This window comes from Streptomyces sp. NPDC088246, from assembly GCF_044741025.1.
Lineage (GTDB): Bacteria > Actinomycetota > Actinomycetes > Streptomycetales > Streptomycetaceae > Streptomyces.
In genome coordinates this window covers 59,330-81,829 of sequence record NZ_JBIURV010000014.1, presented here as the reverse complement: position 1 = coordinate 81,829, position 22,500 = coordinate 59,330, and the positions used below count along the sequence as shown (strand labels likewise).

Annotated in this window: 22 protein-coding genes and 1 tRNA gene; 8 read left to right on the top strand and 15 right to left on the bottom strand. The window is 69.8% G+C overall.

The window, feature by feature from the left end:
- Positions 1-114 precede the first annotated feature (114 nt).
- From ACIPEK_RS20635 to ACIPEK_RS20600, 8 genes are all read right to left on the bottom strand, one after another.
- Positions 115-1,764 carry a long-chain fatty acid--CoA ligase gene (locus tag ACIPEK_RS20635; protein WP_401997978.1) on the bottom strand — a complete coding sequence of 550 codons (1,650 nt, stop codon included), beginning with the start codon at positions 1,762-1,764 and terminating at the stop codon, positions 115-117.
- Positions 1,765-1,909: 145 nt separating this feature from the next.
- Positions 1,910-2,515, bottom strand: coding sequence for a SigE family RNA polymerase sigma factor (locus ACIPEK_RS20630; RefSeq protein ID WP_383071235.1), 606 nt, complete (start codon positions 2,513-2,515; stop codon positions 1,910-1,912).
- 240 nt (positions 2,516-2,755) lie between these two features.
- A complete protein-coding gene (locus ACIPEK_RS20625) occupies positions 2,756-3,922 on the bottom strand; it encodes a lipid-transfer protein (protein WP_401997975.1) in 1,167 nt (388 codons plus the stop codon).
- Positions 3,919-4,314, bottom strand: coding sequence for a MaoC family dehydratase (locus ACIPEK_RS20620; RefSeq protein ID WP_383071231.1), 396 nt, complete (start codon positions 4,312-4,314; stop codon positions 3,919-3,921). Before ACIPEK_RS20620 ends, ACIPEK_RS20625 begins: the two co-directional genes overlap by 4 nt.
- Positions 4,311-5,345: an acyl-CoA dehydrogenase family protein gene (locus tag ACIPEK_RS20615; RefSeq protein WP_401997972.1), complete on the bottom strand. Its 1,035-nt coding sequence runs from the start codon at positions 5,343-5,345 to the stop codon at positions 4,311-4,313. The genes ACIPEK_RS20620 and ACIPEK_RS20615 overlap by 4 nt, the downstream gene beginning before the upstream one ends.
- Position 5,346: 1 nt before the next feature.
- Positions 5,347-6,306 (bottom strand): bifunctional MaoC family dehydratase N-terminal/OB-fold nucleic acid binding domain-containing protein, encoded by a 960-nt coding sequence (locus ACIPEK_RS20610; protein WP_401997969.1) that lies wholly within the window; start codon positions 6,304-6,306, stop codon positions 5,347-5,349.
- Positions 6,303-7,478: an acyl-CoA dehydrogenase family protein gene (locus ACIPEK_RS20605; RefSeq protein ID WP_401997966.1), complete on the bottom strand. Its 1,176-nt coding sequence runs from the start codon at positions 7,476-7,478 to the stop codon at positions 6,303-6,305. The genes ACIPEK_RS20610 and ACIPEK_RS20605 overlap by 4 nt, the downstream gene beginning before the upstream one ends.
- A 208-nt stretch (positions 7,479-7,686) precedes the next feature.
- Positions 7,687-7,998 carry a hypothetical protein gene (locus ACIPEK_RS20600; protein WP_401997963.1) on the bottom strand — a complete coding sequence of 104 codons (312 nt, stop codon included), beginning with the start codon at positions 7,996-7,998 and terminating at the stop codon, positions 7,687-7,689.
- Positions 7,999-8,315: 317 nt separating this feature from the next.
- Here ACIPEK_RS20600 and ACIPEK_RS20595 point away from each other — a divergent pair, with 317 nt between their 5' ends.
- A complete protein-coding gene (locus ACIPEK_RS20595; protein ID WP_401997960.1) occupies positions 8,316-9,176 on the top strand; it encodes a bifunctional DNA primase/polymerase in 861 nt (286 codons plus the stop codon).
- A 151-nt stretch (positions 9,177-9,327) separates the two neighbouring features.
- Here the strand turns inward: ACIPEK_RS20595 and ACIPEK_RS20590 are convergent, their stop codons facing one another.
- From ACIPEK_RS20590 to ACIPEK_RS20580, 3 genes are all read right to left on the bottom strand, one after another.
- Positions 9,328-9,666, bottom strand: coding sequence for a hypothetical protein (locus ACIPEK_RS20590; RefSeq protein WP_401997957.1), 339 nt, complete (start codon positions 9,664-9,666; stop codon positions 9,328-9,330).
- A complete protein-coding gene (locus tag ACIPEK_RS20585) occupies positions 9,663-10,280 on the bottom strand; it encodes a DUF6232 family protein (protein WP_401997954.1) in 618 nt (205 codons plus the stop codon). The genes ACIPEK_RS20590 and ACIPEK_RS20585 overlap by 4 nt, the downstream gene beginning before the upstream one ends.
- Positions 10,281-10,407: 127 nt before the next feature.
- Entirely contained in the window at positions 10,408-10,620 is a 213-nt protein-coding gene (locus tag ACIPEK_RS20580) for a DUF4287 domain-containing protein (protein WP_401997951.1), read from the bottom strand.
- A gap of 230 nt (positions 10,621-10,850) precedes the next feature.
- Here ACIPEK_RS20580 and ACIPEK_RS20575 point away from each other — a divergent pair, with 230 nt between their 5' ends.
- Positions 10,851-11,060, top strand: a complete 210-nt coding sequence (locus ACIPEK_RS20575; RefSeq protein WP_401997948.1) for a hypothetical protein — start codon at positions 10,851-10,853, stop codon at positions 11,058-11,060.
- Positions 11,061-11,166: 106 nt separating this feature from the next.
- Here the strand turns inward: ACIPEK_RS20575 and ACIPEK_RS20570 are convergent.
- Together ACIPEK_RS20570 and ACIPEK_RS20565 are read right to left on the bottom strand one after the other, a co-directional pair.
- A tRNA-Ser gene (locus ACIPEK_RS20570) sits at positions 11,167-11,253 on the bottom strand.
- Between the two features lie 50 nt (positions 11,254-11,303).
- The gene (locus ACIPEK_RS20565) at positions 11,304-12,815 is read right to left on the bottom strand and encodes a trypsin-like peptidase domain-containing protein (RefSeq protein WP_401997945.1); all 1,512 of its coding nucleotides are present in this window, start codon (positions 12,813-12,815) and stop codon (positions 11,304-11,306) included.
- A 241-nt stretch (positions 12,816-13,056) separates the two neighbouring features.
- Between ACIPEK_RS20565 and ACIPEK_RS20560 the strand changes: the two genes are divergently transcribed.
- From ACIPEK_RS20560 to ACIPEK_RS20550, 3 genes are all read left to right on the top strand, one after another.
- Positions 13,057-13,890, top strand: a complete 834-nt coding sequence (locus ACIPEK_RS20560) for a glycerophosphodiester phosphodiesterase (protein ID WP_383071209.1) — start codon at positions 13,057-13,059, stop codon at positions 13,888-13,890.
- A gap of 53 nt (positions 13,891-13,943) precedes the next feature.
- Positions 13,944-14,549, top strand: a complete 606-nt coding sequence (locus tag ACIPEK_RS20555) for an ATP-binding protein (RefSeq protein WP_401997942.1) — start codon at positions 13,944-13,946, stop codon at positions 14,547-14,549.
- 201 nt (positions 14,550-14,750) lie between these two features.
- Positions 14,751-15,716, top strand: a complete 966-nt coding sequence (locus tag ACIPEK_RS20550) for a DUF5926 family protein (RefSeq protein ID WP_401997939.1) — start codon at positions 14,751-14,753, stop codon at positions 15,714-15,716.
- 832 nt (positions 15,717-16,548) lie between these two features.
- On the opposite strand, the gene ACIPEK_RS20545 is transcribed toward ACIPEK_RS20550, so the two are convergent.
- Positions 16,549-17,271 (bottom strand): bifunctional DNA primase/polymerase, encoded by a 723-nt coding sequence (locus ACIPEK_RS20545; protein ID WP_401997936.1) that lies wholly within the window; start codon positions 17,269-17,271, stop codon positions 16,549-16,551.
- A 645-nt stretch (positions 17,272-17,916) separates the two neighbouring features.
- On the opposite strand from ACIPEK_RS20545, the gene ACIPEK_RS20540 reads away from it, so the two are divergent.
- Together ACIPEK_RS20540 and ACIPEK_RS20535 are read left to right on the top strand one after the other, a co-directional pair.
- The gene (locus ACIPEK_RS20540; protein ID WP_401998215.1) at positions 17,917-19,263 is read left to right on the top strand and encodes a PP2C family protein-serine/threonine phosphatase; all 1,347 of its coding nucleotides are present in this window, start codon (positions 17,917-17,919) and stop codon (positions 19,261-19,263) included.
- A gap of 135 nt (positions 19,264-19,398) precedes the next feature.
- On the top strand, positions 19,399-20,862 hold the full coding sequence (locus ACIPEK_RS20535) for an aminopeptidase P family protein (RefSeq protein WP_401997933.1): 1,464 nt from the start codon (positions 19,399-19,401) through the stop codon (positions 20,860-20,862).
- Between the two features lie 47 nt (positions 20,863-20,909).
- Here ACIPEK_RS20535 and ACIPEK_RS20530 read toward each other — a convergent pair whose 3' ends face one another.
- Entirely contained in the window at positions 20,910-21,437 is a 528-nt protein-coding gene (locus ACIPEK_RS20530; protein WP_401997930.1) for an ATP-binding protein, read from the bottom strand.
- Between the two features lie 259 nt (positions 21,438-21,696).
- Here ACIPEK_RS20530 and ACIPEK_RS20525 point away from each other — a divergent pair, with 259 nt between their 5' ends.
- Positions 21,697-22,500, top strand: a complete 804-nt coding sequence (locus ACIPEK_RS20525) for a hypothetical protein (protein WP_401997927.1) — start codon at positions 21,697-21,699, stop codon at positions 22,498-22,500.

Sequence of the window (22,500 nt, the reverse complement as noted above, 5' to 3'; positions counted from 1 at the left end):
ACGGACACGCGATGCGGACACGGGCTCGAACGGCCGGGCGGACGCCCGGAGATGGCGACGAGGGCGGTACGGGAGATCCCGTACCGCCCTCGTCGTGCTCCCGACCGGGTCGGGTCAGAGCCGGGTGATGTCCAGCTCGCCCTCCGCGTACTGTTTGCGGATCACCTTCTTGTCGAACTTTCCGACGCTCGTCTTCGGCACCGCCGGAATGATCGTCCAGCGCTCCGGCAGCTGCCACTTGGCGATGCCGGACTCGGCGAGGAAGTTCCTCAGCACCTCGTACTCGGTGGTGGCACCGTCCTTGAGGACGACGGTCGCGAGCGGACGCTCGCCCCACCTCTCGTCCGGGACCGCGACGACCGCCGCCTCGGCCACATCCGGGTGCGCCATGAGCGCGTTCTCCAGCTCGACGCTGGAGATCCATTCGCCGCCGGACTTGATGACGTCCTTGGCCCGGTCGGTGAGGGTGAGGAAGCCGTCCTCGCTGATCACGCCGACGTCACCGGTCTTCAGCCAGCCGTCCTCGCTGAACTTGTCCTCGGGGCGCAGGGCCTCGCCGTCCGCGCCCCCGTAATAGGCACCGGCGATCCAGGGGCCGCGCACCTCCAGCTCACCGGCCGACTCGTTGTCCCACGGCAGATGCTCGCCGCCGGGGCCGACCAGGCGCGCCTCGACGCCTGCCGGGAAGCGGCCCTGGGTGACGCGGTAGGGCCACTCCTGCTCCTCGGTCAGCCCGGCGGGTGGGTTGGCCATGGTGCCGAGCGGCGAGGTCTCCGTCATGCCCCAGGCGTGGCAGAGGCGGACGCCGAGCTTGTCGTACGCCTCCATGAGGGAGGGCGGACAGGCTGCGCCGCCGATGGTGACGCGGGCCATGGAGGTCAGGTCGCGCGGGTTGGCCGTGACCTCGGCGAGCAGCCCCTGCCAGATGGTGGGGACGGCGGCGGCATGGGTCGGCTTCTCGCGCTCGATCATGTCGGCGAGCGGGACGGGCTGCAGGAACCGGTCCGGCATGAGCATGTTGACGCCGGACATGAACGTGGCGTGCGGCAGACCCCATGCGTTCACATGGAACTGGGGGACGACCACCAGCGTGGTGTCCTTGTCGGTCAGGCCCATCGACTCGGACATGTTGACCTGCATGGAGTGCAGGTAGATGGAGCGGTGGGAGTAGACGACGCCCTTGGGGTCACCGGTGGTGCCGGAGGTGTAGCACATGGCGGCGGCCTGGCGTTCGTCGAGCTCGGGCCAGTCGTAGCTGGCCGGGCGGCCGGCGATCAGCTCCTCGTACTCGTGCACCCGGGGCGCCGCGCCGTCGAGGACGGAACGGTCTCCTGGCCCCGTGACGATCACATGCTCGATCGACGTCAGATGGGGCAGGAGTGGCGCGAGCAGCGGCAGCAGGGAGCCGTTGACGATGACGACCTTGTCGTCGGCGTGCTTGACGATCCAGATCAGCTGCTCGGCGGGGAGCCGGAGGTTGAGCGTGTGGAGGACCGCGCCCATCGAAGGGATCGCGAGATACGCCTCGATGTGCTCGGCGTTGTTCCACATGAGGGTACTCACCCGCTGGTCGCCGTCGACACCGAGCTCGTCGCGCAACGCGTTCGCGAGCTGCGTGGCCCGCCGGCCTATCTCGGCAAAGCTGCGGCGCTGCGGCTCGGGCTCACCGGTCCAGGTCGTGACCTGGGACTTCCCGTGAATGGTCATCCCGTGTTCGAGGATGCGGGTGACAGTCAGCGGTACGTCCTGCATGGTGCTCAGCACGGCGTCCTCCCGGTGGGCGCTACGCGGCAGTAAGGTTCCGCTGATTCTGCTCACATACCAGGCGGTATGTCACTAGTCCCGGAAGTACGAATCGGTGTCGTTCGGCAAAATCAGGCCTGCCCGGCACGCTGCCGCACACCCGGGTTCACCGCACCGGAGCCAGCTCCGGGTCCTCCCTGAGCTTGCCGAGCGCCCGCGACACCGCGCTCTTCACCGTGCCGATGGACACCCCGAGCACCTCGGCCGTCTGGGCCTCGCTCAGGTCCTCGTAGTACCGCAGGACCACCATCGCCCGCTGCCGGTCCGGAAGCTTCAGCACGGCACGCCACATCGCGTCGTGGAGCGTCTGGCGCTCGGCGGGGTCGGGGGTCGGCGATGCCTCCTGCTCGGGCAGTTCGTCGCAGGCGAACTCGTCGACCTTGCGCTTGCGCCACTGCGAGGTCCGGGTGTTCAGCAGTGCCCGGCGGACATAGCCGTCGAGCGCCCGGTGGTCCTCGATCCGTTCCCAGGCGACATACGTCTTGGTGAGCGCGGTCTGCAGCAGATCCTCGGCATCGCTCGGGTTCGCGGTGAGCGAGCGCGCGGCACGCAGCAGTACGGGCCCCCGTGCCCGTACGAACGACGAGAACGACGGATACGGAGCGTGCTGAGCCCGTGAGGCGTACGGAGTGCGCGCGGCGTACGGGCCGTGCGGGACGTGTCCGATGGTGGCAGCTCCCCCGGAGGTGCCCGTGCAGACTGGCGTGGTCATGGCTCCACGCTAGGAGCGGGCGCCGTCCCGGGGATCGACCCCAGGTCCCGAAACCGCGTCCGCCTCAGGGTGTAGGGGTAGGGCCTGCTCCACCTCCTGTAGGTGGAGTCGTCGTCATCAGGGCTCAGGGTCGCCCCCGACGCCCTGCCCGGACCCGGACGGCACCCAGCTCGGGCAGCTGACCCGCACTCAGAGCCTGTCGGGTGACCTCCGCCCGATCAGAGGTCACCCGACAGGCTCTCAGTCGTCCGCGCCCAGGATCAGTCCCGAGGTGGGCACGCCGGTGCCTGCCGTGACCAGGGTCCTGGCCGCCCCGGACAGCTGGTTCACCGACGAGCCCCGGATCTGCCGGACCGCCTCCGCGATGCCGTTCATCCCGTGCAGATACGCCTCCCCCAACTGGCCACCGTGCGTGTTCAGGGGCAGCGCGTCGGCCGCGACGAAGTCGGCGGCCTCGCCCGGTGCGCAGAAGCCGAACTCCTCCAGCTGCATCAGGACGAACGGTGTGAAGTGGTCGTAGAGGATGCCCACATCGATGTCGGAGGGGGAGAGGCCGGAGTTCCGCCAGAGCTGCCGGGCAACCACCCCCATCTCCGGCAGGCCCGTCAGATCGTCGCGGTAGAAGCTGGTCATCTGCTCCTGCGCCCGCCCCGCCCCCTGGGCGGCGGCGACGATCACGGCGGGCGGTTGCGGCAGATCCCGGGCCCGCTCCGCACTGGTGACGACGATCGCCTGGCCGCCGTCGGTCTCCTGACAGCAGTCGAGCAGCCGCAGGGGTTCGACGATCCACCGCGACGCGGCATGATCGGCCAGGGTGATCGGCTTCCCGTAGAAGTACGCCGCGGGGTTCCGGGCCGCATGGCGGCGGTCGGTGACCGCGACATGACCGAAGGCCTCCGGCGTCAGCCCGTAGGTGTGCAGATAGCGCTGGGCGGCCATGGCGACCCAGGAGGCCGGCGTGAGCAGCCCGAAGGGGAGGTTCCAGCCGAGCGCCGTGCCCTCCGCGGTGGGCTCCCGCTGCTGCACCCCGGAACCGAACCTGCGTCCGGAGCGCTCGTTGAACGCGCGGTAGCAGACCACGACGTCGGCCACTTCGCTCGCCACGGCCAGGGCCGCCTGCTGGACGGTGGCACAGGCCGCCCCGCCCCCGTAGTGGACGCGGGAGAAGAACGACAGCTCCCCGATGCCGGCCGCCTGGGCGACGGTGATCTCGGGGCTGGTGTCCATGGTGAAGGTGACCAGGCCGTCGACATCGCCAGGGGTCAGCCCGGCGTCGTCGAGGGCGGCCCGCACCGCCTCGACGGCCAGTTTGAGTTCGCTGCGCCCGGAGTCCTTGGAGAACTCGGTCGCCCCGATCCCCACGACCGCCGCCCTGCCGCCGAGCGAGTCGGCCCTGCGCACGCTCATGCCACCCCCTCCGGAACGCTGATGATCACCGTGCCGGTGACATGCCTGCCGAGACCGTTGGCTCCGACGACCGACACCTCGGCCGTCCCGTCGTCGCCGAGGGCGGTGACCGTGCCGCTCAGGACCATGGTGTCCCCCGGATAGTTGGGCACGCCCAGCCTGATGGCGACCTTGCGGAGCACTGCCGACGGACCGAAGCGGTCGGTGACGTACCTGCCGACCAGGCCGTTGGTCGTGAGGATGTTCATGAAGATGTCCGGGGAGCCCTTCTCCCGGGCGAGTTCCGCGTCATGGTGCACGTCCTGGTAGTCGCGGGAGGCGATGGCGCCCGCCACGATCAGCGTGCGGGTCACCGCGATCTCCAGCGGCGCCAGCTCCTCACCGACCTTCACTCCGGTCCCTCCTTCACCAGCGACTGGCCGATCTCCTGCAGTACTTCGCTGCCGCATCCCAGATAGGCGTCGAGCTGACGGCCCCAGAGGAAGTGGCGGTGTACGGGATGGTCGAGGTCCGCGCCCGTTCCGCCGTGCAGATGCTGTCCGGCGTGCACCACCCGCTTTCCGGCCTCCGACGCCCACCAGGCGGCGGTCAGCGCCTGCGGTCCGTACGGCAGCCCCGTGTCATACCGCCAGGCCGCCTCGTACGCGGTGACGCGTATCGCCTCGGTGTCCATATGGGCGTCGGCGGCGCGCAGCAGCACCGCCTGTTTGGTGGAGAGCGGGCGCCCGAACTGCTCCCGCGTGTTCGTGTGGGCGACGGCCCTGGCCAGCGAACCGGCGCACACCCCGGCCTGCAGCCCGGCGAACGCAGTCCGGCCCGCGGCAAGCACCGCCTCGTACGCCCCGGCGCCACCGAGCCGCTCCCCGGGCGCCCCGTTCAGGACGAGCCGCGCCGCCGACCACGGCGCCGTGGTCTCCACCGGCTCCGTCGCCACACCCGGATCAGCGGTCCGCACGATCCACAGCTCCCGGTCCGAGTCCGCGACGAGGACGAGGCCCGCGTCCCGCAGCCACGGCACGTACGGCATGCTGCCGCTCAGCCGCCCCTCCCCGTCCGCCCGTATCCCACCGCGAGCCGGGAACGCCCCGGTGGCGACAGCCGTGCCGTCCCGCAGCGGAGGCAGCAGTCGCTCCCGCTGTTCGTCCGTGCCGTGGCCGGCGACGGCGAGCAGCCCGTACACACAGCTCGCCGCGAACGGCACCTGCGCCGTCGTCCGGCCCTGCTCCTCCAGCAGGAGCACCAGGCCCAGCAGCCCGATCTCCTCCACGGCTGCGGTCAGTCCGGCCGCGCAGAGCTCCTTCCACAGCTCGGCGTCCGTCCCCGTACCGGCTCCGGCCAGGCGCTCGTGCGTCGACAGATCCCCGAAGATCTGCGCCGCCAGCCCCTGTGCCGCGGTCTGCTCCTCGGTGGGTGCGAAGTCCATGTCAGCCCTCGCTTCCCCGGAAGACCGGAAGCTCCAACTCCGGGTCTGCACGAAGGAATTCCAGCCGCACCGGCATTCCTGTCCGCACTTTGTCGTACGGCACGCCGACCACATTGCCGACCATCCGCACGCCCTCCGCCAGCTCTATCAGCGCCACCGCGTACGGCCCGCCCTCCGCGGAGGTGCTGAAGGCGGGGAAGGGCGGGTGATGCATCACGACGTAACTGAAGACGGTGCCCTCGCCGCCCGCCTCGACCGTGTCCCATTCCTGGCAGCCGCACCCGTTGCAGCCGGGCAGCCAGGGGAACCGCAGCGTCGCGCACTCGCCGCACCGCTGGATCAGCAGCCTGTGCTCGGCGACGCCCTGCCAGAACCCGGCGTTGTCCCGGTTGATCACCGGCCTCGGGCGCAGGCTCCGGCCGCCGCGGGGCGCCGAGCGCTTCACCGCTGCCGGTATGTACTTGAGGATCCGGAAGCGGTGTGTCCCGGCGGGCTCCCCTTCCGCGCGGACGTCCATCCGCGTCGTCACGAAGTAGCCGGTCCCCAGCTTGGTCGTCTTCCGCTCCGAGACCGACTCGATCACCGCGTCGAACGTGATCCGGTCGCCGGGCCGCAGCGGCCGCAGATATTCCTGTTCGCAGTCGGTCGCGACCACCGAGGTGTACCCGGCGCCGTCGAGCAGGGCGAACAGGTCCTCGTACGCCTGGGAGCGGTCGGTGTGCCCCGAGAGGCCGCCCATCGTCCACGCCTGCAGCATCGTCGGCGGGGCGATCGCGTCCGGCCCCGTGCAGACGGGGTTGGTGTCCCCCATCGCCTCACACCAGTGCCTGATCATCGGCTCGTTGACGAGGTCCTTGCCGACGCCCGCGGTCGCGGCGGCACGCCCCTCGAACTCCTTGAGTCGCCCGTGCAACCGGTCAGACTCGCCCTGTTCTTCCCGCCCGTCCCGCGCGCCCGTCACCGCTTGCCCCTCTTCATGCCGAGCCGCATCGTCGCGACGATCTCCCGCTGCACCTCGCTCACTCCGCCCCCAAAGGTGTTGATCTGCGCCGCCCTGTTCATCCGCTCCAGCTCCCCGTCCCGGAAGGAGCCGGGCGAACCGCCCCGGATCGTCCCGGCCTCGCCCGTGATTTCCTGGCAGATCCGATACACCTCGACAGCGCTCTCGGTTCCCACGAACTTCACGCCGCTCGCCTCGCCCGGGGCCAGCGAACCCGCCCCGACATCCCCCACCAGCCGCCAGTTGAGCAGGCGCGTCGCCGCCAGCCGGGCGTACGCCTCGGCCAGCCTGGTCCGCACCCACGGCTCGTCCACCGGACGCCGGCCCGTCAGCGGGTCGGGGGTGCGAGCGAAGGTGAGTGCCGCCTCGTAGAAGTCCTCGGCCTGCATCCCGATGGCGGCGAGAGCCACCCGTTCATGGTTCAGCTGGTTGGTGATCAGCCCCCAGCCGCCGTTCTCCGCACCGACCAGATGAGTGGCGGGCACCCGTATCGCGTCGTAGTAGGTGGATGTCGTGGTCAGCCCGCCCACGGTCTCGATCGGCGTCCAGGCGAACCCCGGGGCGTCCGTCGGGACCAGAATGATCGAGATGCCCTGGTGCTTGGGTGCATCCGGGTCCGTGCGGCAGGCGAGCCAGATCCAGTCGGCGTTCTGCGCATTGCTGGTGAAGATCTTCTGCCCGTCGATCACCCAGGAGTCGCCGTCCCGCACGGCCCTGGTGCGCAGCGCGGCGAGGTCCGTACCGGCCTCCGGCTCGCTGTAGCCGATGGCGAAGACGACATCGCCGCTGAGGATCCTGGGCAGGAAGTACGCCTTCTGCTCCTCGGTCCCGTATCTCATCAGCGTCGGCCCGACGGTGTTGAGGGTGACCATCGAAACGGGCGCCCCTGCCCGGTAGGCCTCGTCGAAGAAGACGAACTGCTCGTCGGGGCCGCGCCCCCGGCCGCCGTACTCGACGGGCCAGCCGAGTCCGAGCATCCCGTCCGCGCCGATCCGGCGCAGCAGTCGGCGTTGCTCGGCCGGGTCCTCGACGCCGGGCCCCGTCCTCGCGTCCCTCCCGGGCATCACCTTGCGGAAGTACGTACGGAGTTCGGCGCGCAGCTGTTGCTGACGCTCCGTCTGGGCGAGGTGCACGGCGGCTGCCTCCCGGACACGGGCGTACGGATCAGGGTTTCTGACTGTCCGTCAGATCTGCACCCGCTGTCAAGGCAGCCGACGCTCCGACGCGGTCGCCGGGCAACGTGAAGCGGCCTGGGCAAGGACACCGAAGTGCCCTTGCACAGGCCGCTGTTCAACCAGCCGTGGCCCGACCCCCCGACCGCCCCATGGCCGGTCGGGGGGTTCACCAGAGATTGGTGAAGTTCACCACGACGTTCTCGTTGTACTGGTGGATCGCGGTGAACGCCGATCGGTTCACCTGCGCGGAGTTGCTCTGGTTCAACGCTCCGGAGCCGACGGCCTGCTGCTGCGACGTGGACGAATTACCGGAGTTGTTGCCACCGACGCCGCTGCCGACGACCGTCGCAACGGCCGCGTTCGATCCGTCGTTCGCGAACGAGCCGTTGTCGGCCTGGGCCACGCCACCGAAGAGCACGGCGGCGAGGGGCAGAGCTGCAACAGCGGCGAGGGCACGAGCGGTACGGATGCTTGCCATGTCAATTCCTCCAGGAAGCGTAAGTACGGCTTGTCCCGAGGCAGTTGGACGACCACCTCGGTGCTGGTCACGACGTCGCGAGACCAGAGTTGCCCACCGAGTCTCCAGCGAACCACCCATGTGATCCGATTCCCCCGCAAGTATGAGGAACACCTGATAAACCCTCTCGCGCCCCCTAAAGCCCCAGCTCACACCCCCCCTGCACCCCTCCCCCCTCCCCGGGCCGCCCGATCCCGCGCCCCCAAGCGTTCCGACACCCGCCTCGCCGGCACCCCATCCCCCTTCCCTTCTTCGAACACCTGTACGAAAATAGGGTCATGGCCATCAGCGACCGGCAGACCGCCACCCTGGCCCTCGCCCACGCACTCTCCGCAGCCGAGCGCGGGCTCCCCGTCATCCCGCTCTCCGCCGGCAAGCTCCCCGCCCTGCCCTCTCCGCACCGGAACGAAGACCGGCCGGTCACCTGCCGGGGCGCCTGCGGCCTTCCCGGACACGGCGTCCACGACGCCACCACCGACCCCGCCGCCGTACGCGCCCTCTTCGCCGCCGCCCCCTGGGCCACCGGCTACGGCATCGCCTGCGGCCGGCCCCCGCACCACCTCATCGGCATCGACCTGGACATCGACACCACCGGTCGCCACGACTCCGCCGTCTCCCTCCACCAGCTGGCACTGCACCACCTGTTCACCATCCCGCCGACCGTCACGGTCCTCACCCCCAGCGGCGGCCGCCACATCTGGCTGACCGGCCCGCCCGGCGTTTGCGTACCGAACTCCGCGAGCCGACTCGCCCCCGGCATCGACATCCGCGGCGCCGGCGGCTACCTGGTGGGCCCCGGCTCGGTCACCGCCCATGGCACCTACCGGCTCGCCCCGGGCACCGCCGACCTCCCGCCGGCCGCCTGCCCCCGCACACTCCTCCACCTGCTCACACCCCCCGCGCGCCCTCACCACCCCACGCCCCGGACCGACCAGGGCCGGGGACTGGTGCGGTTCGTCCTGGCAGCACGCGAGGGTCAGCGCAACACACGGCTCTTCTGGGCAGCCTGCCGCGCCTACGAACACGGCTTCGGCGACGCCCTGGCGGACGCCCTCACCCACGCCGCCGTCCGCACCGGCCTCACCGAACGCGAAGCCCGCGCCACCATCGCCTCGGCGGCCCGCCTCACCACGGGCTGACGGATCAGGGACGCCGTAAATCGGGACGCCCCCGAAAATTGGGGCGGCCTCGCGCCTCGAACAGCACCGCGTGTCGAAATTGGCCTCATTTCGTCTCTTCTCGAACGCGCGGGACGCGTACTGAAGCAGGCCGGACGGATCGGTCAGGAAACTAGCGCCCGACGAGTTCGAGCGCGGCCCGGACGGAGTCCAGAAGCGGCTGGCCGATCGTCCCGACGGTGGCGGCAATGGCAGCGAGGGCCATCAGCGACCGGCGCCGGGTCGCCGGCTCGGCGGACGGGCCGGCCGCGAGGACGGGCAGCGCGTCGTCGATGGACGCCCGGTCCTCTTCGGGCACCTCGCCGCGCAGCGCCCGCGCCAGTTCGACGACGGCCCGCAGCGTCTCCTCCAGAGTGGGCTGCGGGGCGTGATGGTTGTGGACGATGCCCGTGTGGCCGTCGCCGCCGTTGATGACGACCTCGTCTCCGAAGTGGTAGTTCCCGCCCGTCACTTCGACACCCCCGTGTGACCGATACCGCCGTAGATGTTCACCGAGTCGCCGAAATGGTAGTTGCCGTAGTTAGTGATCGCCAGCGACGTCACCGCGGCGTGGAACTCCGCGTCCGGCCGGTCGATCGCCTCGGCGATCGAGTACACGAGCCCGTTCAGGTACTCCCGTTTTCCCGTCACCAGGGCCGTGGACCGGCCGTTCGTCTCGACGGCGAGGACGGGGTGGCTCGCGGCGAAGACCACGCCGGCCATCTCGGCGAAGAAGTAGATGAGCGCGCCCACGACGACCACCAGGAAGAACTGGAACACGCCTTCGAGGTCGGAGGAGGATCCGTATCCGTACGACCTTTTCGACGAATCCGAGAGCCACATCAGGAGAAAGAGCAGGAGCAGGGTGAACCCGCCCCGCCTCAGGAACCGCGTGAACGCCTCTCCGCGACGCGGCGTCAGCTCGAAGGTGTAGACGCGGACGATGTTCTCCAGCGGGTAGGCGGCCCCGTGCACCCAGAGCAGCCGCTTGCTGATGACAAGGCCGCCGCGTGGCGGGACGCCCGGCGCGACACGGGGCGACGGCGCGTGCGTCGGCTTCGGTGGTGGCGCTTCGGACGCTCCCATGCTTCCTCCCGAGATGGAACGGCTGTGGCGTGGCACTCATTACGTACCCGGACCACGCACCCCACAAGGCGAGTTCAGGTCTTCCGAGAGGCGAATTCCGACGTGCCACGGCCGCCCGGTCGGTCGCCTACTTGTTGCTGTCCTCGGCGAGGGTGTGGGCGACGAGAGCATTGGCGTGTCCATGCCCCAGCCCGTGTTCGGCCTTGAGCCAGGAGACGATCTCCATGTGCTTGCTCAGGTGGGAGGAGCGGATGAGCTCCTTCCAATCCGCAATGGGGCGCCCGTACTTCTTCTCGATCGAGGGGAAGTAGCTGGCGGGGCCCTTCACGGTTTCAGTCATGTCGGCAGTGTCCCACCCGTTGGTGTGAAGTGATGCTGATACGACTGCGTGAGGGAGGAAAACTCATCGCTCGGCAGTCGAAGCCGGACGGGAAAGGACGTCCAACCGCGCGCGAAAGGGGCCGTGTGGAAACTCGAACACCTCCGGGAGTCGCTGGCGGGTGTGTCCTCCAGGCTGGAGGAGAAACGCGTCGGGCGACTACGACCTCCGCGTCGGGACGGAGAGTCCGGGTGTCCACGTCTTCGAGAGAGTCGACAGCCACCGTCCGTTCCGAGGCCGTCGAAGTGGCGCGCCGCGCCGGCCACGGCACCGCGGTGCTCTTCCGGCTCCGCGCGAAGATCCTGCGCGCTCGGCAGGACCGGGCCAATCAGCTCATCAACAGGGGGCTGAGCAGCGACGACGAGGGTGATCATGGCCCGCACATGGCCCACACGGGCTGATCAACCGTGGGATTCAGGCGCCCGGGGTGAGACAGCGGGAAACACGGAATGGGTGCCTCTCGGTGAGAGGCACCCATTCTGACCAGCACCAACGCTGGCCTGCAAGCGGTGGGTGTGGGATTTGAACCCACGGTGACGTCGCCGCCACGACGGTTTTCAAGACCGTTCCCTTAGGCCGCTCGGGCAACCCACCCCGCGCCCTCGGCCCATGGACCGAGGTTGACGCGAGGACAGCCTAGCCGGTCAGCTGTCGCCCTTGCGCTCCCCCAGGGTGACTTCGGCCGTTGCCGTCTTGCCGTCGCGCTTGTAGGTCAGTGTCACCCGGTCGCCGGGCTTGTGGGTCCAGATCTCGCCGATCAGGGTCGGGCCGCTGTCGATCACGGTGTCGTCGAACTTCGTGATGACATCGCCCGCCTTGAGGCCTGCCCTGTCGGCGGGGCCGTCCTTCGCCACGGCTGCCGTACCGCCCGTGCCCTGGTCGGAAATGGCGGCGCCGCCGGTCCTCTCGTCCATCGTGACCGTGGCGCCGATCACCGGGTAGACCGGCTGACCGGTCTTGATCAGCTGCTGGGCGACGTTCGCCGCCTGGTTGATCGGGATTGCGAAGCCGAGGCCGATGGAGCCCGCCTGCGTCTGACCGGCGCTGCTGCCGGTCGACTGGATGGCCGAGTTGATGCCGATGACCGCGCCGCGCGCATCGAGCAACGGGCCGCCGGAGTTGCCCGGGTTGATCGAGGCGTCGGTCTGCAGGGCACTCATGTACGAGTTGCTGCCACCGGAACCGTCGCCGGAGGCGACCGGGCGGTTCTTGGCGCTGATGATGCCCGTGGTCACCGTGTTGGACAGACCGAACGGGGCGCCGATCGCGATCGTCGAATCACCGACCGCGACCTGGTCCGAGTTGCCGAGGGCCAGCGGGGCGAGCCCCGACGGCGGGTTCTTCAGCTTCAGCACGGCGACGTCGTAGCCCTGCGCCCGGCCGACCACCTCGGCGTCGTATTTCTTGCCGTTGGAGAACGTCGCCGTGAGCTGGCCGCTGTCCGCAGCGGAGGCCACCACGTGGTTGTTCGTGAGGATGTGGCCTTCCTTGTCGTACACGAAGCCGGTGCCCGTGCCGCCCTCGCCGTCACCGCCCTGTGCATCGATGGTGACCACGCTCGGCAGCGCCTTTGCGGCCACGCCCGCGACCGTGCCGGATTCGCGCTTGAGGTCCTGCGGGTTGGCCGACGCCGCGACCGTGGTCGAGCTGTCGTTCCGGTCGGCCGCCCAGTAGCCGAAGGCGCCGCCGATACTGCCCGCGATCAGCGCCGCCGCCGCCACCGCGGCCACCAGGCCGCCCATGCCCCGCTTGCGCGGGCCCTCGGGGGAGGCGAGCTGGGCCGGGGCGCCCCAGACCGGACCGGTACCGCCGCCGTCCGCGCCATGGTGCGCGTACGCGGGGACGGCGGGAGGGGGCGGGGGCCAGTTGGCTTCGGCGGCCGACTGGAGCCCGGGGGGAGGCGTGCCCGGCACGGAAGCCATGGGGGTGGTCGCGGTGGCCGGCTCCTCCGTCGGGGGGTACGGCTGCTGCGCCAGGGGCGACTGCTGAGCGGCTGCCGTGTCCGGCGCCTGCGGGTACGCCGAGGCGTCGGGCGCGGACGCGGGCGTGCTCTCAGGTGACCCCTGAGGAGCATCGGCCGGCACTGGAGGTACGGACGGAACGGACGGAACGGCCTCGGCCGCAGTGCCCTCGTTGCCCTCGTTCTCTGTGCTCACAGCTTTTTACTCCTAGGTTCCACATCATTTTCGGCAAGAGATCCGCTGTGTACGTGTCCCGGGACAGTTTTTCCCAAGGCGCGTCAGGCCACTGTAAGCAGGACCTGTGCATCCGCGCGCCAATCTTTACATCCGGCAAAACGGTCTCCCGGTACGAGGTACCCACAGCCGCGTCGCAAGGTGCGGACACCCGTGGCGCAAGCTGTACGCAGCAGTCGCTTCTCGGTGACACGATGACGCAGTGACCCATGCACGGCAGCAATCCACGCACCATTCCATCCAGGTCATCGCCCACCGAGGCGCGTCCGACGACGCCCCCGAGCACACCCTGGCCGCATACCGGAAGGCGATCGAGGACGGCGCCGACGCGCTGGAGTGCGATGTACGGCTCACCGCCGACGGCCACCTCGTCTGCGTACACGACCGCCGGGTGAATCGCACCTCCAACGGCCGCGGCGCCGTCTCCGCGCTGGAGCTCTCCGAGCTCGCCGCCCTCGACTTCGGCTCCTGGAAGGACCGCGAGGAGTCGGAGTCCCCGGACTGGGACCCGGTACCGGGCGAGCTCACCTCCGTGCTGACTCTGGAGCGACTGCTCGAACTGGTCGCCGAGACACGGGCAGCCGGGCGCCCTCTCCAGCTGGCCATCGAGACCAAGCACCCCACCCGCTGGGCGGGCCAGGTCGAAGAACGGCTGCTGCATCTGCTGAAGCGCTTCGAACTCGACGTCCCGCCGGCCGAAGGCCCTTCGCCGGTACGGATCATGAGCTTCTCGGCACGCTCCCTGCACCGCATCCAGGCCGCGTCCCCCACCCTGCCCACCGTCTATCTGATGCAGTTCGTCTCGCCGCGCCTGCGTGACGGGCGACTGCCGGCCGGGGCGCGGATCGCCGGCCCGGGGGTGCGGATCGTACGCAGTCACCCCGGCTACATCGAGCGGCTGCACCGTGCGGGCCACCGCGCGCACGTCTGGACGGTCAACGAACCTGAGGACGTCGAGCTCTGCATCGATCTCGGCGTCGAGGCAATCATCACGAACCGCCCGAAACAGGTTCTGTCACAACTGGGACGCTCTTAACATCAGTTACACGGAGTACACCGGCGCATTCGAACCGTATTCGATCGTTACGAGTGCGTCACTGGCAGGCGATTGGCCGGTTTCCGGCCCAGTCCAGGAGGGCATCCACTCCGTGGCGTGGGGCAAAGGAGGTCTCGGGGGTGGCGTTGGTGGTGGCACAGGAAGTGCCCACGTCGTCGAGCATGGCCGTACCCCATGGCCCTGCGGGCGTGGGCCAGGCGCGGCACCGGATGCGCGAGCAATTGCGCGGCTACGGGGTGCCGGATTCGGTCGTCGACGATGCTGTATTGATCCTTTCCGAACTACTCAGCAATGCCTGTCGGCACGGCAGGCCGCTGGGGCGATACACAGATGTGGGTGACGGCGACATCCGCGCCGCATGGCGTGTGGACAGAACGGGCGGCCTGACCGTCGAAGTGACGGACGGAGGCGGTCCGACCCGACCGATTCCGGCCACACCGTCGGTGACGGCGCGCGGCGGCCGCGGGCTCAACATCATCAGCGCGCTCGCCGAGGAGTGGGGCGTACGCGACAGCTCGTCCGGCGAGGTCACCGTCTGGGTCCTCGTCAGCGAGGGGCACGGGCGGGTGTCCGAAGTGCAGAGTGTGCCGGGGCTCGACGGGCCGGGCTTCGCGGACGCCTTCGACGACATGGGCTGACGTTCCCGCGCGGGTAAGGATGTCTGCGGTGACGGCGGCGATACGAGCGCCGGTAACGGCACACGTGTCGTTGGAGAGGCGTACACGCGGGCATTCCGCACCCCGTACCGCCGGGCACGCAGGCGGATGTGTCCCGGACGCGACACGGGCCGCTAGGCTCGCGGCCCAGACCGCACTGTCGCAATCGGGAGAAAGCCCACCATGGCCAAGAAGCGCCCTCAGACCAAGGCCGGGAAGCAGCAGCTCAAGGACGGCGAGATCCCTGTGGTCGGGGCTCGCGAGCCCTGCCCGTGCGGTTCGGGCCGCCGCTACAAGGCGTGTCACGGCCGCGCCGCCGCCCATGCGGTGACCGAACTCGTCCACCGCCCCTTCGAGGGCCTGGCCGGCGAGTGCGACTGGGTCGCCCTGCGTGAGCTGGTACCCGCGGCAACGGTCGAGCTGACGCTGAAGGGCGGGCTGCCCGAGGGGGTGCCCTCCGTGACTCTCGCGACCGTCCTGCCCATGGCGTGGCCGGCGCTCCGCCGCGACGACGGCTCGGTGCTGCTCGCCCTGCAGAACGACACCCCGTCCGGTGACCTCAGCCGCGACCTCGCGGACACGCTGCAGCGGGCGCTGGCCGCCGAGCCCGGTTCGCCCGTGGCTGCCCGGCGCGCACCGGCCGACGGTCCGCGGCTGCAGGACGTACTCGACCCCGATGCGGCGTTCGAGCCCGTAGTCCACTCCGGCTTCGAATTCTGGGTTCCGGACGCCGAGAACGCCACGCCCGAGGTGTCCGCCTCCCTGGAACGCGCGAACGAGGCGGCGATCCCGACGATCCTGCTCTCCGGCGTGGACGCCGCGTACTGGTGCGAGACCCCGGAGAAGAACCACCTGCGCTGGGTCATGCCGCACCCCGAGGAGCAGCTCCTCGACGCGCTCGCCCGGCTGCACGCCGCAGGCACCTCCTCGCTGGGCGAAGGGACGCGGCTGGTCGGCTCCTTCCGGGCGCACGGGCTGATGGTCCCGGTCTGGGATCTGCCGAGCGCGATGGGGGCCGCGGAGTGCGAGAAGCCCGCGGCCGAGCTCGCGGAGCGGCTGACGGCGGCGCTCGCCTCGGACGCACCGCTCACCGCCGAGGAGCGGCGGGCCCGTGGCGGGCTCACCAACCGTCAAGTGACGCTCAGCTGACAGTGACAACTCCCGGATCCGCCCGGTGACGCATATCACAACTCACCGTACTCACAGGTAAATCGCTGTCCTAATAAGCGAGATCGAATTTGCGAACGGCAGATCTCTTGTTACCGTTCTAGAAGCCCGGTCGCTGGTGCATCCCCCGTCGCCAGCGACCGGGCATCCTCATTTCCGGGCACGGCGCACAGCGCGCGACGCGGCGCACGAGCCCGCGCACGATTCCCTCGCTGATGCAACCCGGCCCTCGCCTCCACATCGGGCCCGGCAGCCCAGCAGCGTCGTCAACCCGGCGCGACAGAGCCCGGATTGACGACGGGCCGCCATGGGCAGCGGAGCCTCCTCCGCCGACGCACCTCGGCCCCGCCGGAGCGACCGGCCCCGGACAGAAGCCGGAACTCCCTTATGGATACCCCTTCACAGAACCATTCGAATAAACCTTCGAAGAATGCTACGAGAAGGCCCCGGAAGATCCATCAGAAATCCATGCGCCGACGCACTTTGCAGCGGCAGACTTTGCATTGACCGGCATGAGATCGGGGCTGATGGAGTGGCCGGGAGAAGACGGGAGAAGGCGGGCGCAGAACCGGAGCCGTGAACACTGTCACGCCCGCGATACCGATCACGCGACCTCGCCTGTCGGCATCCGTCGATACCTGTCGGCTTCGCCCGCATTCCTGACGGTCCGTCGGAGATATCGGCGGAATATGAACATCCCGGTGCCGCATGCCCTTTTACACCGGGAACTCAGGTCGACTCACGTCCGAACGAGTGAGCCGACCACGGATTTCGCCCCCACAGGGACGCGGCGCACCCGCCAACCGACCACGCGTCAGTAGGCGAGCCGGCTTCCGCCGTCCGGCGCGCTGTTGCTCGCCTCGACCAGTGCGTCGAGTACCGCCCCCACATCCGGCAGCCACGGCGCGACGGATCCAGGGACAGGCTCGCCCCTGCCCGGGCGCGACCGGGAGATCGGGGACGGAGCCCGTTCCCAGCGCACCTGCCCTGCCCCCACCTCGGAGGGCGGAAGGACGAGATAGCCGCCCTCACCGTGGAAACGCAGCGAGCTGGGCACCCGGTCCATGGCATGCAGCAGCTCGCCGAGCCGTTCGAGGGTGTACGGAGCGACCAGCAGCGACCACCGGGTCGGCGTCGCCACCACGGGGCCGAGCCGCGTGCCCATCCGGTCCAGCTCGGCCAGCGCCCGGGCGGCCGCCACGGCCGGCAGGCTCAGCGCGCACGGGGCACGTCCACCGGTGGCCAGCACGATCGGGGCGGTGGGCCGGTTGGCCCACCACCAACGCACCATGCGCTCGTCGGTGGTCGCCGCAAGGAGACCGGGATCGAAGGGGTGTGCGCCGGGTACGGCGCACTCGGGATCGGGACAGGCACAGCCACGGTCACGGTCACCACGACCACCGGCCGCCTCGAGTCCCACTCCGGGGAGCACGGGCCACTGCCATGCGGTGGCACAGGTCAGGACCGTGTCCAGTTGGACGGGCCTCACCCTGCGCCGGAGCCGGAGCCTGCGTCGCCTTCCGAGGATCTCGCGCATGAGCGCTCGTTCCTTTCCGTTGAACGCCGAGGGTCCACATCACACCACGCGCACATCACAGCACGCGTTCATCACTTCACTGTGCGTACATGCTCTTCAAATCTGCGGTACAGGTGGGTCGTCGGTACCGAGCATGCGCCGAGCCGGGTCGAGCAGGGGCGAGACGGGTCCGGACACAAGCATGGCGAGGAGCAGCGCACGTATCGCGCCTGCCGTCCCAAGGTGCAAACCCCGCCACTCGGGGGTGGGGCGTGGCCGTCACAGATGAGGACGTCCGGGCCCGCCGCCAGGTTCCGGGGCGATCAGAACTACCCCTGGTCATCATCGATTACGTACCCAGCATGCCCGAAAAGACGCTCCCCCTGGGGCTTCACCCCGAGAACACCCCCTGTCGAGCACACCCAGTCGACCGCAAATAGCCGCCATAGGGTGCATTTTTTGGCCAACTTATGAGTCACTTGGACACCACGAATCCCGCAGGGACAATGCTGGACATGGCCTTACTTGTGCGTGTACATGTGGATGCTGCGTGTACATGTGGATGCACTGATAGCGGCGCAGAATGACATGGGGGTTTGCGATGCTATTCGACGAAACGCACCGGTTGGAAAGCCGACTGCCATGAGCGCCCCGCACCTGCCGAAAATGGCTGGAATCGATCCCCTGGTTCCTGTTTCAGCGCACACTGCCGGTTCTCTGTCCGAAGTACCGGCCGCCCCCGGAGCGTTCATCCAGGACAGGCTGGCCGGCTGGGTCTCCGGCCTCACCACGCTGCACGAACTCACCGAGCGACTGGCCAGGACCAGCACGCTCGACGATGCGCTGCACGAACTGCTGGACGCCGGAGCCGCCCTGGTCGGTGCCCGCCGCGGTCTGGTCGTCTTCGAACCGTCCGACCACCGCGGCCCCGTGAGCACCATCGGCCTCGGACTCGCCCATGCCGAGCTCGGGCACATCGAGACGGTGCCGCGCAGCGCCACCTCCTACGGCCGGATCCTGGAAGGGCTCCCGGACGCCGAAGGAGCACAGACCACCCCCGATCTGCTCGGCGACACCAGCCTGGATCCCCGCCGCCGCGAGGTCGCCGCCCGGCTCGGATACGCCGCCAGCTACGCGCTGCCGCTCACCGCCGAGGCGACCGGCAGACTCGGTGCCGCCGTCTGGCTGTACGACGAACCCGCCGAACCACTGGAACGCCAGCGCCATCTCATCGGCCTCTACGCCGGATACGCCGGCGAGCACCTGGCCAGGCTGCTGGAGCTGGAGCGGGCCAGGGCAGATGTCGCCACCGTCACGGAGGAGCTGCTGCCCAGCCGACTGCCCCGGGTGACCGGCGTACAGCTGGCCGCACGCCATCGCACGGCACCGCAGGGTGGCGGCGACTGGTACGACGCGCTGGCACTGCCGGAAGGTGCGCTCGGTCTCGCCGTGGGCTCGGTGAACGGCTCCGGCCCGAGCGCCCTGGCCGCCATGGGCAGGCTGCGTGCCGGTCTGCGGGCGTACGCGGTGATGGAGGGCGAGGATCCGGTCGCCGTGCTCTCGGATCTGGAACTGCTGCTGCGGCTGACCGAACCCGCCCGTTCCGCAACCGCCCTGTTCGCCTACTGCGAACCCGCCCGCCGCAAGATCCTGCTGGCCGGCGCCGGCCACACGCCGCCGCTCGTGATCGGCGACCGGCGCACCGAATTCATCGAGACCTCGGTCTCCGCACCGCTGGGCATGCTCGCCTGCTGGGAGGCGCCCAGCGTGGAGATCACTCCCGCGCCCGGCGAGACCGTACTCCTCTACACCGACGGGCTGCTGCGCCGCACCGGTGACTCGGTGGACCGGGCGTTCGCACGGCTCCACACGGCAGCGGCGTGCGTACCGAAGGCGCTGCGTGACGACGCCGGGTCCGTTGCCGACCATGTGCTGCGGACCGTGCTGCCGAACGGGCTCGACCAGGGCAACAGCACGGAGGACGTGGTCATTCTGGCCGCGCGCTTCGACTGAGCCGGCCGGCCCGCCCCGACCGCGCCGTGCAACCCGCCGCGGCCAAGCTGTGTAACAGGTCTTCCGGCCCTGTGCCCCCTTCCGTACGCCCGTACGATGGACGGGGTCCAGTGTCGTATCAAGGAGAGACAAGTCGTGGCTGAGGAGCTCACCCCGGAGAACCCGGAGACCGAAGAAGAAGAGACGGTCAAGCAGCGGAAGAACGGCCTGTACCCGGGCGTCTCCGATGAACTCGCCGCGAACATGAAGTCCGGTTGGGCCGATACCGAGCTGCACGGCCTCGAACCCATCGCCCAGGCCGAGCACACCGCCGCCCGCCGCGCCGCGCTCTCCGCGCGCTTCCCCGGTGAGCGTCTGGTCATCCCCGCGGGCAAGCTGAAGACCCGCTCCAATGACACCGAGTACGCCTTCCGCGCCTCCACCGAGTACGCGTACCTCACCGGCGACCAGACCCAGGACGGCGTCCTCGTACTGGAGCCGACCCGGGACGGCCACGAGGCGACCATCCACCTGCTGCCGCGCTCCAACCGCGAGAACGGCGAGTTCTGGCTCGACGGCCAGGGCGAACTGTGGGTCGGCCGCCGCCACTCCCTCGCCGAGGCCGAGCAGCTGCTGGGCATCCCGGCGAAGGATGTGCGCGAGCTCCCGGCCACGCTGGTCGAGGCCACCGGCCCGGTCCGTAACGTCCGCGGCCACGACGCCGGCATCGAGGCCGCGCTGACCGACAAGGTCACCGCGGAGCGCGACGAGGAACTGCGCGTCTTCCTCTCCGAGGCCCGACTGGTCAAGGACGCCTTCGAGATCGCGGAACTGCAGAAGGCCTGCGACGCCACCGCACGCGGCTTCGAGGACGTCGTCAAGGTTCTCGACAAGGCCGAGGCGACGAGCGAGCGCTACATCGAGGGCACCTTCTTCCTGCGCGCCCGCATCGAGGGCAACGACATCGGCTACGGCTCGATCTGCGCGGCCGGCCCGCACGCCACCACCCTGCACTGGGTGCGCAACGACGGCGCGGTGCGCACCGGCGAGCTGCTGCTGCTCGACGCCGGCGTGGAGACCAATGACCTCTACACCGCCGACGTGACGCGCACCCTTCCGATCAACGGCACGTTCACGCCGCTGCAGCGGAAGATCTACGACGCCGTGTACGAGGCCCAGGAAGCGGGCATCGCAGCCGTCAAGCCCGGTGCCGACTACCGCGACTTCCACGACGCCGCGCAGCGCGTGCTCGCCGAGAAGCTCGTCGAGTGGGGCCTGCTGGGCGACCTGTCCGTGGACAAGGTCCTGGAGCTGGGCCTCCAGCGCCGCTGGACGCTGCACGGCACCGGCCACATGCTCGGCATGGACGTCCACGACTGCGCCGCCGCGCGCACCGAGACGTACGTCAACGGAACGCTCGAGCCCGGCGTATGCCTCACGGTCGAGCCCGGTCTGTACTTCCAGACCGACGACCTCACCGTCCCCGAGGAGTACCGGGGCATCGGCGTCCGGATCGAGGACGACATCCTTGTCACCGAGGACGGCAACCGGAACCTCTCCGACAAGCTGCCGCGCAGGGCCGACGAGGTCGAGGCATGGATGGCTCAGCTCAAGGGCTGATCCGGAACGTCCGGCAACGGACCTCCACGCGCCGAAGGGCGCCCCGCTCAGGACACCATGAGCAGGGCGCCCTCCCGCCATTTCAGGACCTTGTCGAAACTCACCACGGCGCCACGGCCGGGACGGTTGCCGAAGTGAACGTGATCGGCAAGCTGCTCGATCAGACAGAGCCCCCGGCCGTCCTCCGCACTGAGCGACGGGTACAGCTGGGGATCGTGCTGCTGCGCGGAAGCACGCAGCGTGCGCCGGGCGGGGAAACCGGGCCCCGAATCAGCGACTTCGATACGGCACTTCTCGCCGTCCAGGTAAGCGGTGACCCGGTACTGCCCACAGGCCGTCCCCGTCGGCTCGTCCCATACGTCCCACGGATCCGGGCCGACACTCTGTTCTCCCTGGACCCTGTGGTCACCGCCGTGCTCAACGGCGTTGGCACAGGCCTCGCTGAGCGCGACCGAAAGGTCGAAGGAGATCTCCGGATCCACGCCCGCGGTCTCCATCGCGCCCAGCAGGAATCGACGGGCGAGCGGAACGCTCGCAGCCTCGCGCCGCAAATGGAGGGACCACCAGATGCTCATGCTCCAGCCTCCTGGCTGCGGCTCGACATACCGATACGTATTGCCGCGCAGGACCGTTCGTAAGCACAGACCGGATGTGAGACCGCTCATTCGGCGGATACCAGCACTCCGTACACCCGTGTATGCCAGACCCGGCCGATGGCCCCGACCGGTGTCCAAACCGGTCACAGCGGCCCCGGCCCGCGTCCAATCGGACGGAAGGTGACCTTCCGGACCTGCCGTAGAGAGGCCCGAAGCACGGTGCGATGATGACCCTGCCATGTCTATGTCTGTCGCACGCGCCGGAGCCGGTCTGCGGCTCCTGAGGGCCGCGGTGTTCACCGCGGTCTGTGTCGCGTTGTCCGCGGCAGGTCACTCCCTGGCTTCCTGCGCCGCCGTCCCCTGGTGGACCCTGCTCGCCGGATTCCTGGGGATCTTCGCGGTGACGGCACCGCTCGCCGGACGCGAGCGCTCACTGCCGTCCATCGCCGCCGCGCTGGCCGGCGGGCAGATCGCCCTGCACACCCTCTTCGGCATGGGTACGCAGACCACCTCGACGGACACCGCAGCGGGCGACGACTCACTGATCCGGTTCGCGGCAAGCATCGTGTGCGGCATGGGCCCCGCGCAGTTGAACGCCTCCGAAGCGCGCCGCATCGTCACCACCGCGGGCATCGACCCGGCCTCGGTGACGGCCGGCGGACACCAGCACATGGCCTCCGCAACCGGCTCGGACCCGGCCGCCCTCGCCGGTCTGCTGCCCAGCCTGCCCATGCTGCTCGGCCATCTGCTGGCCGCCGTTGCCACCGGCTGGCTGCTGCGACGCGGCGAGATCGCCCTGTTCCGGCTGGCCCGGCTCTCCGCGCACGGCGCCCAGCAGGTCGCGGCCGGAGCCCGGTTGCGTGCGCTGCGCGCCGCGCTCGCGCTCGTGAACGCCCTGCGTGCCGGACTTCCCGGGGGCCCGGCAACCGGGCCGCGCACCCCCCGTACCGCAGTCGACGCCCCGGCCCCGGCCACCGGCGACCCGTTGCAGCACATGGTGATCAGGCGCGGGCCGCCCCCCGTATACGCACTCGCAGCCTGA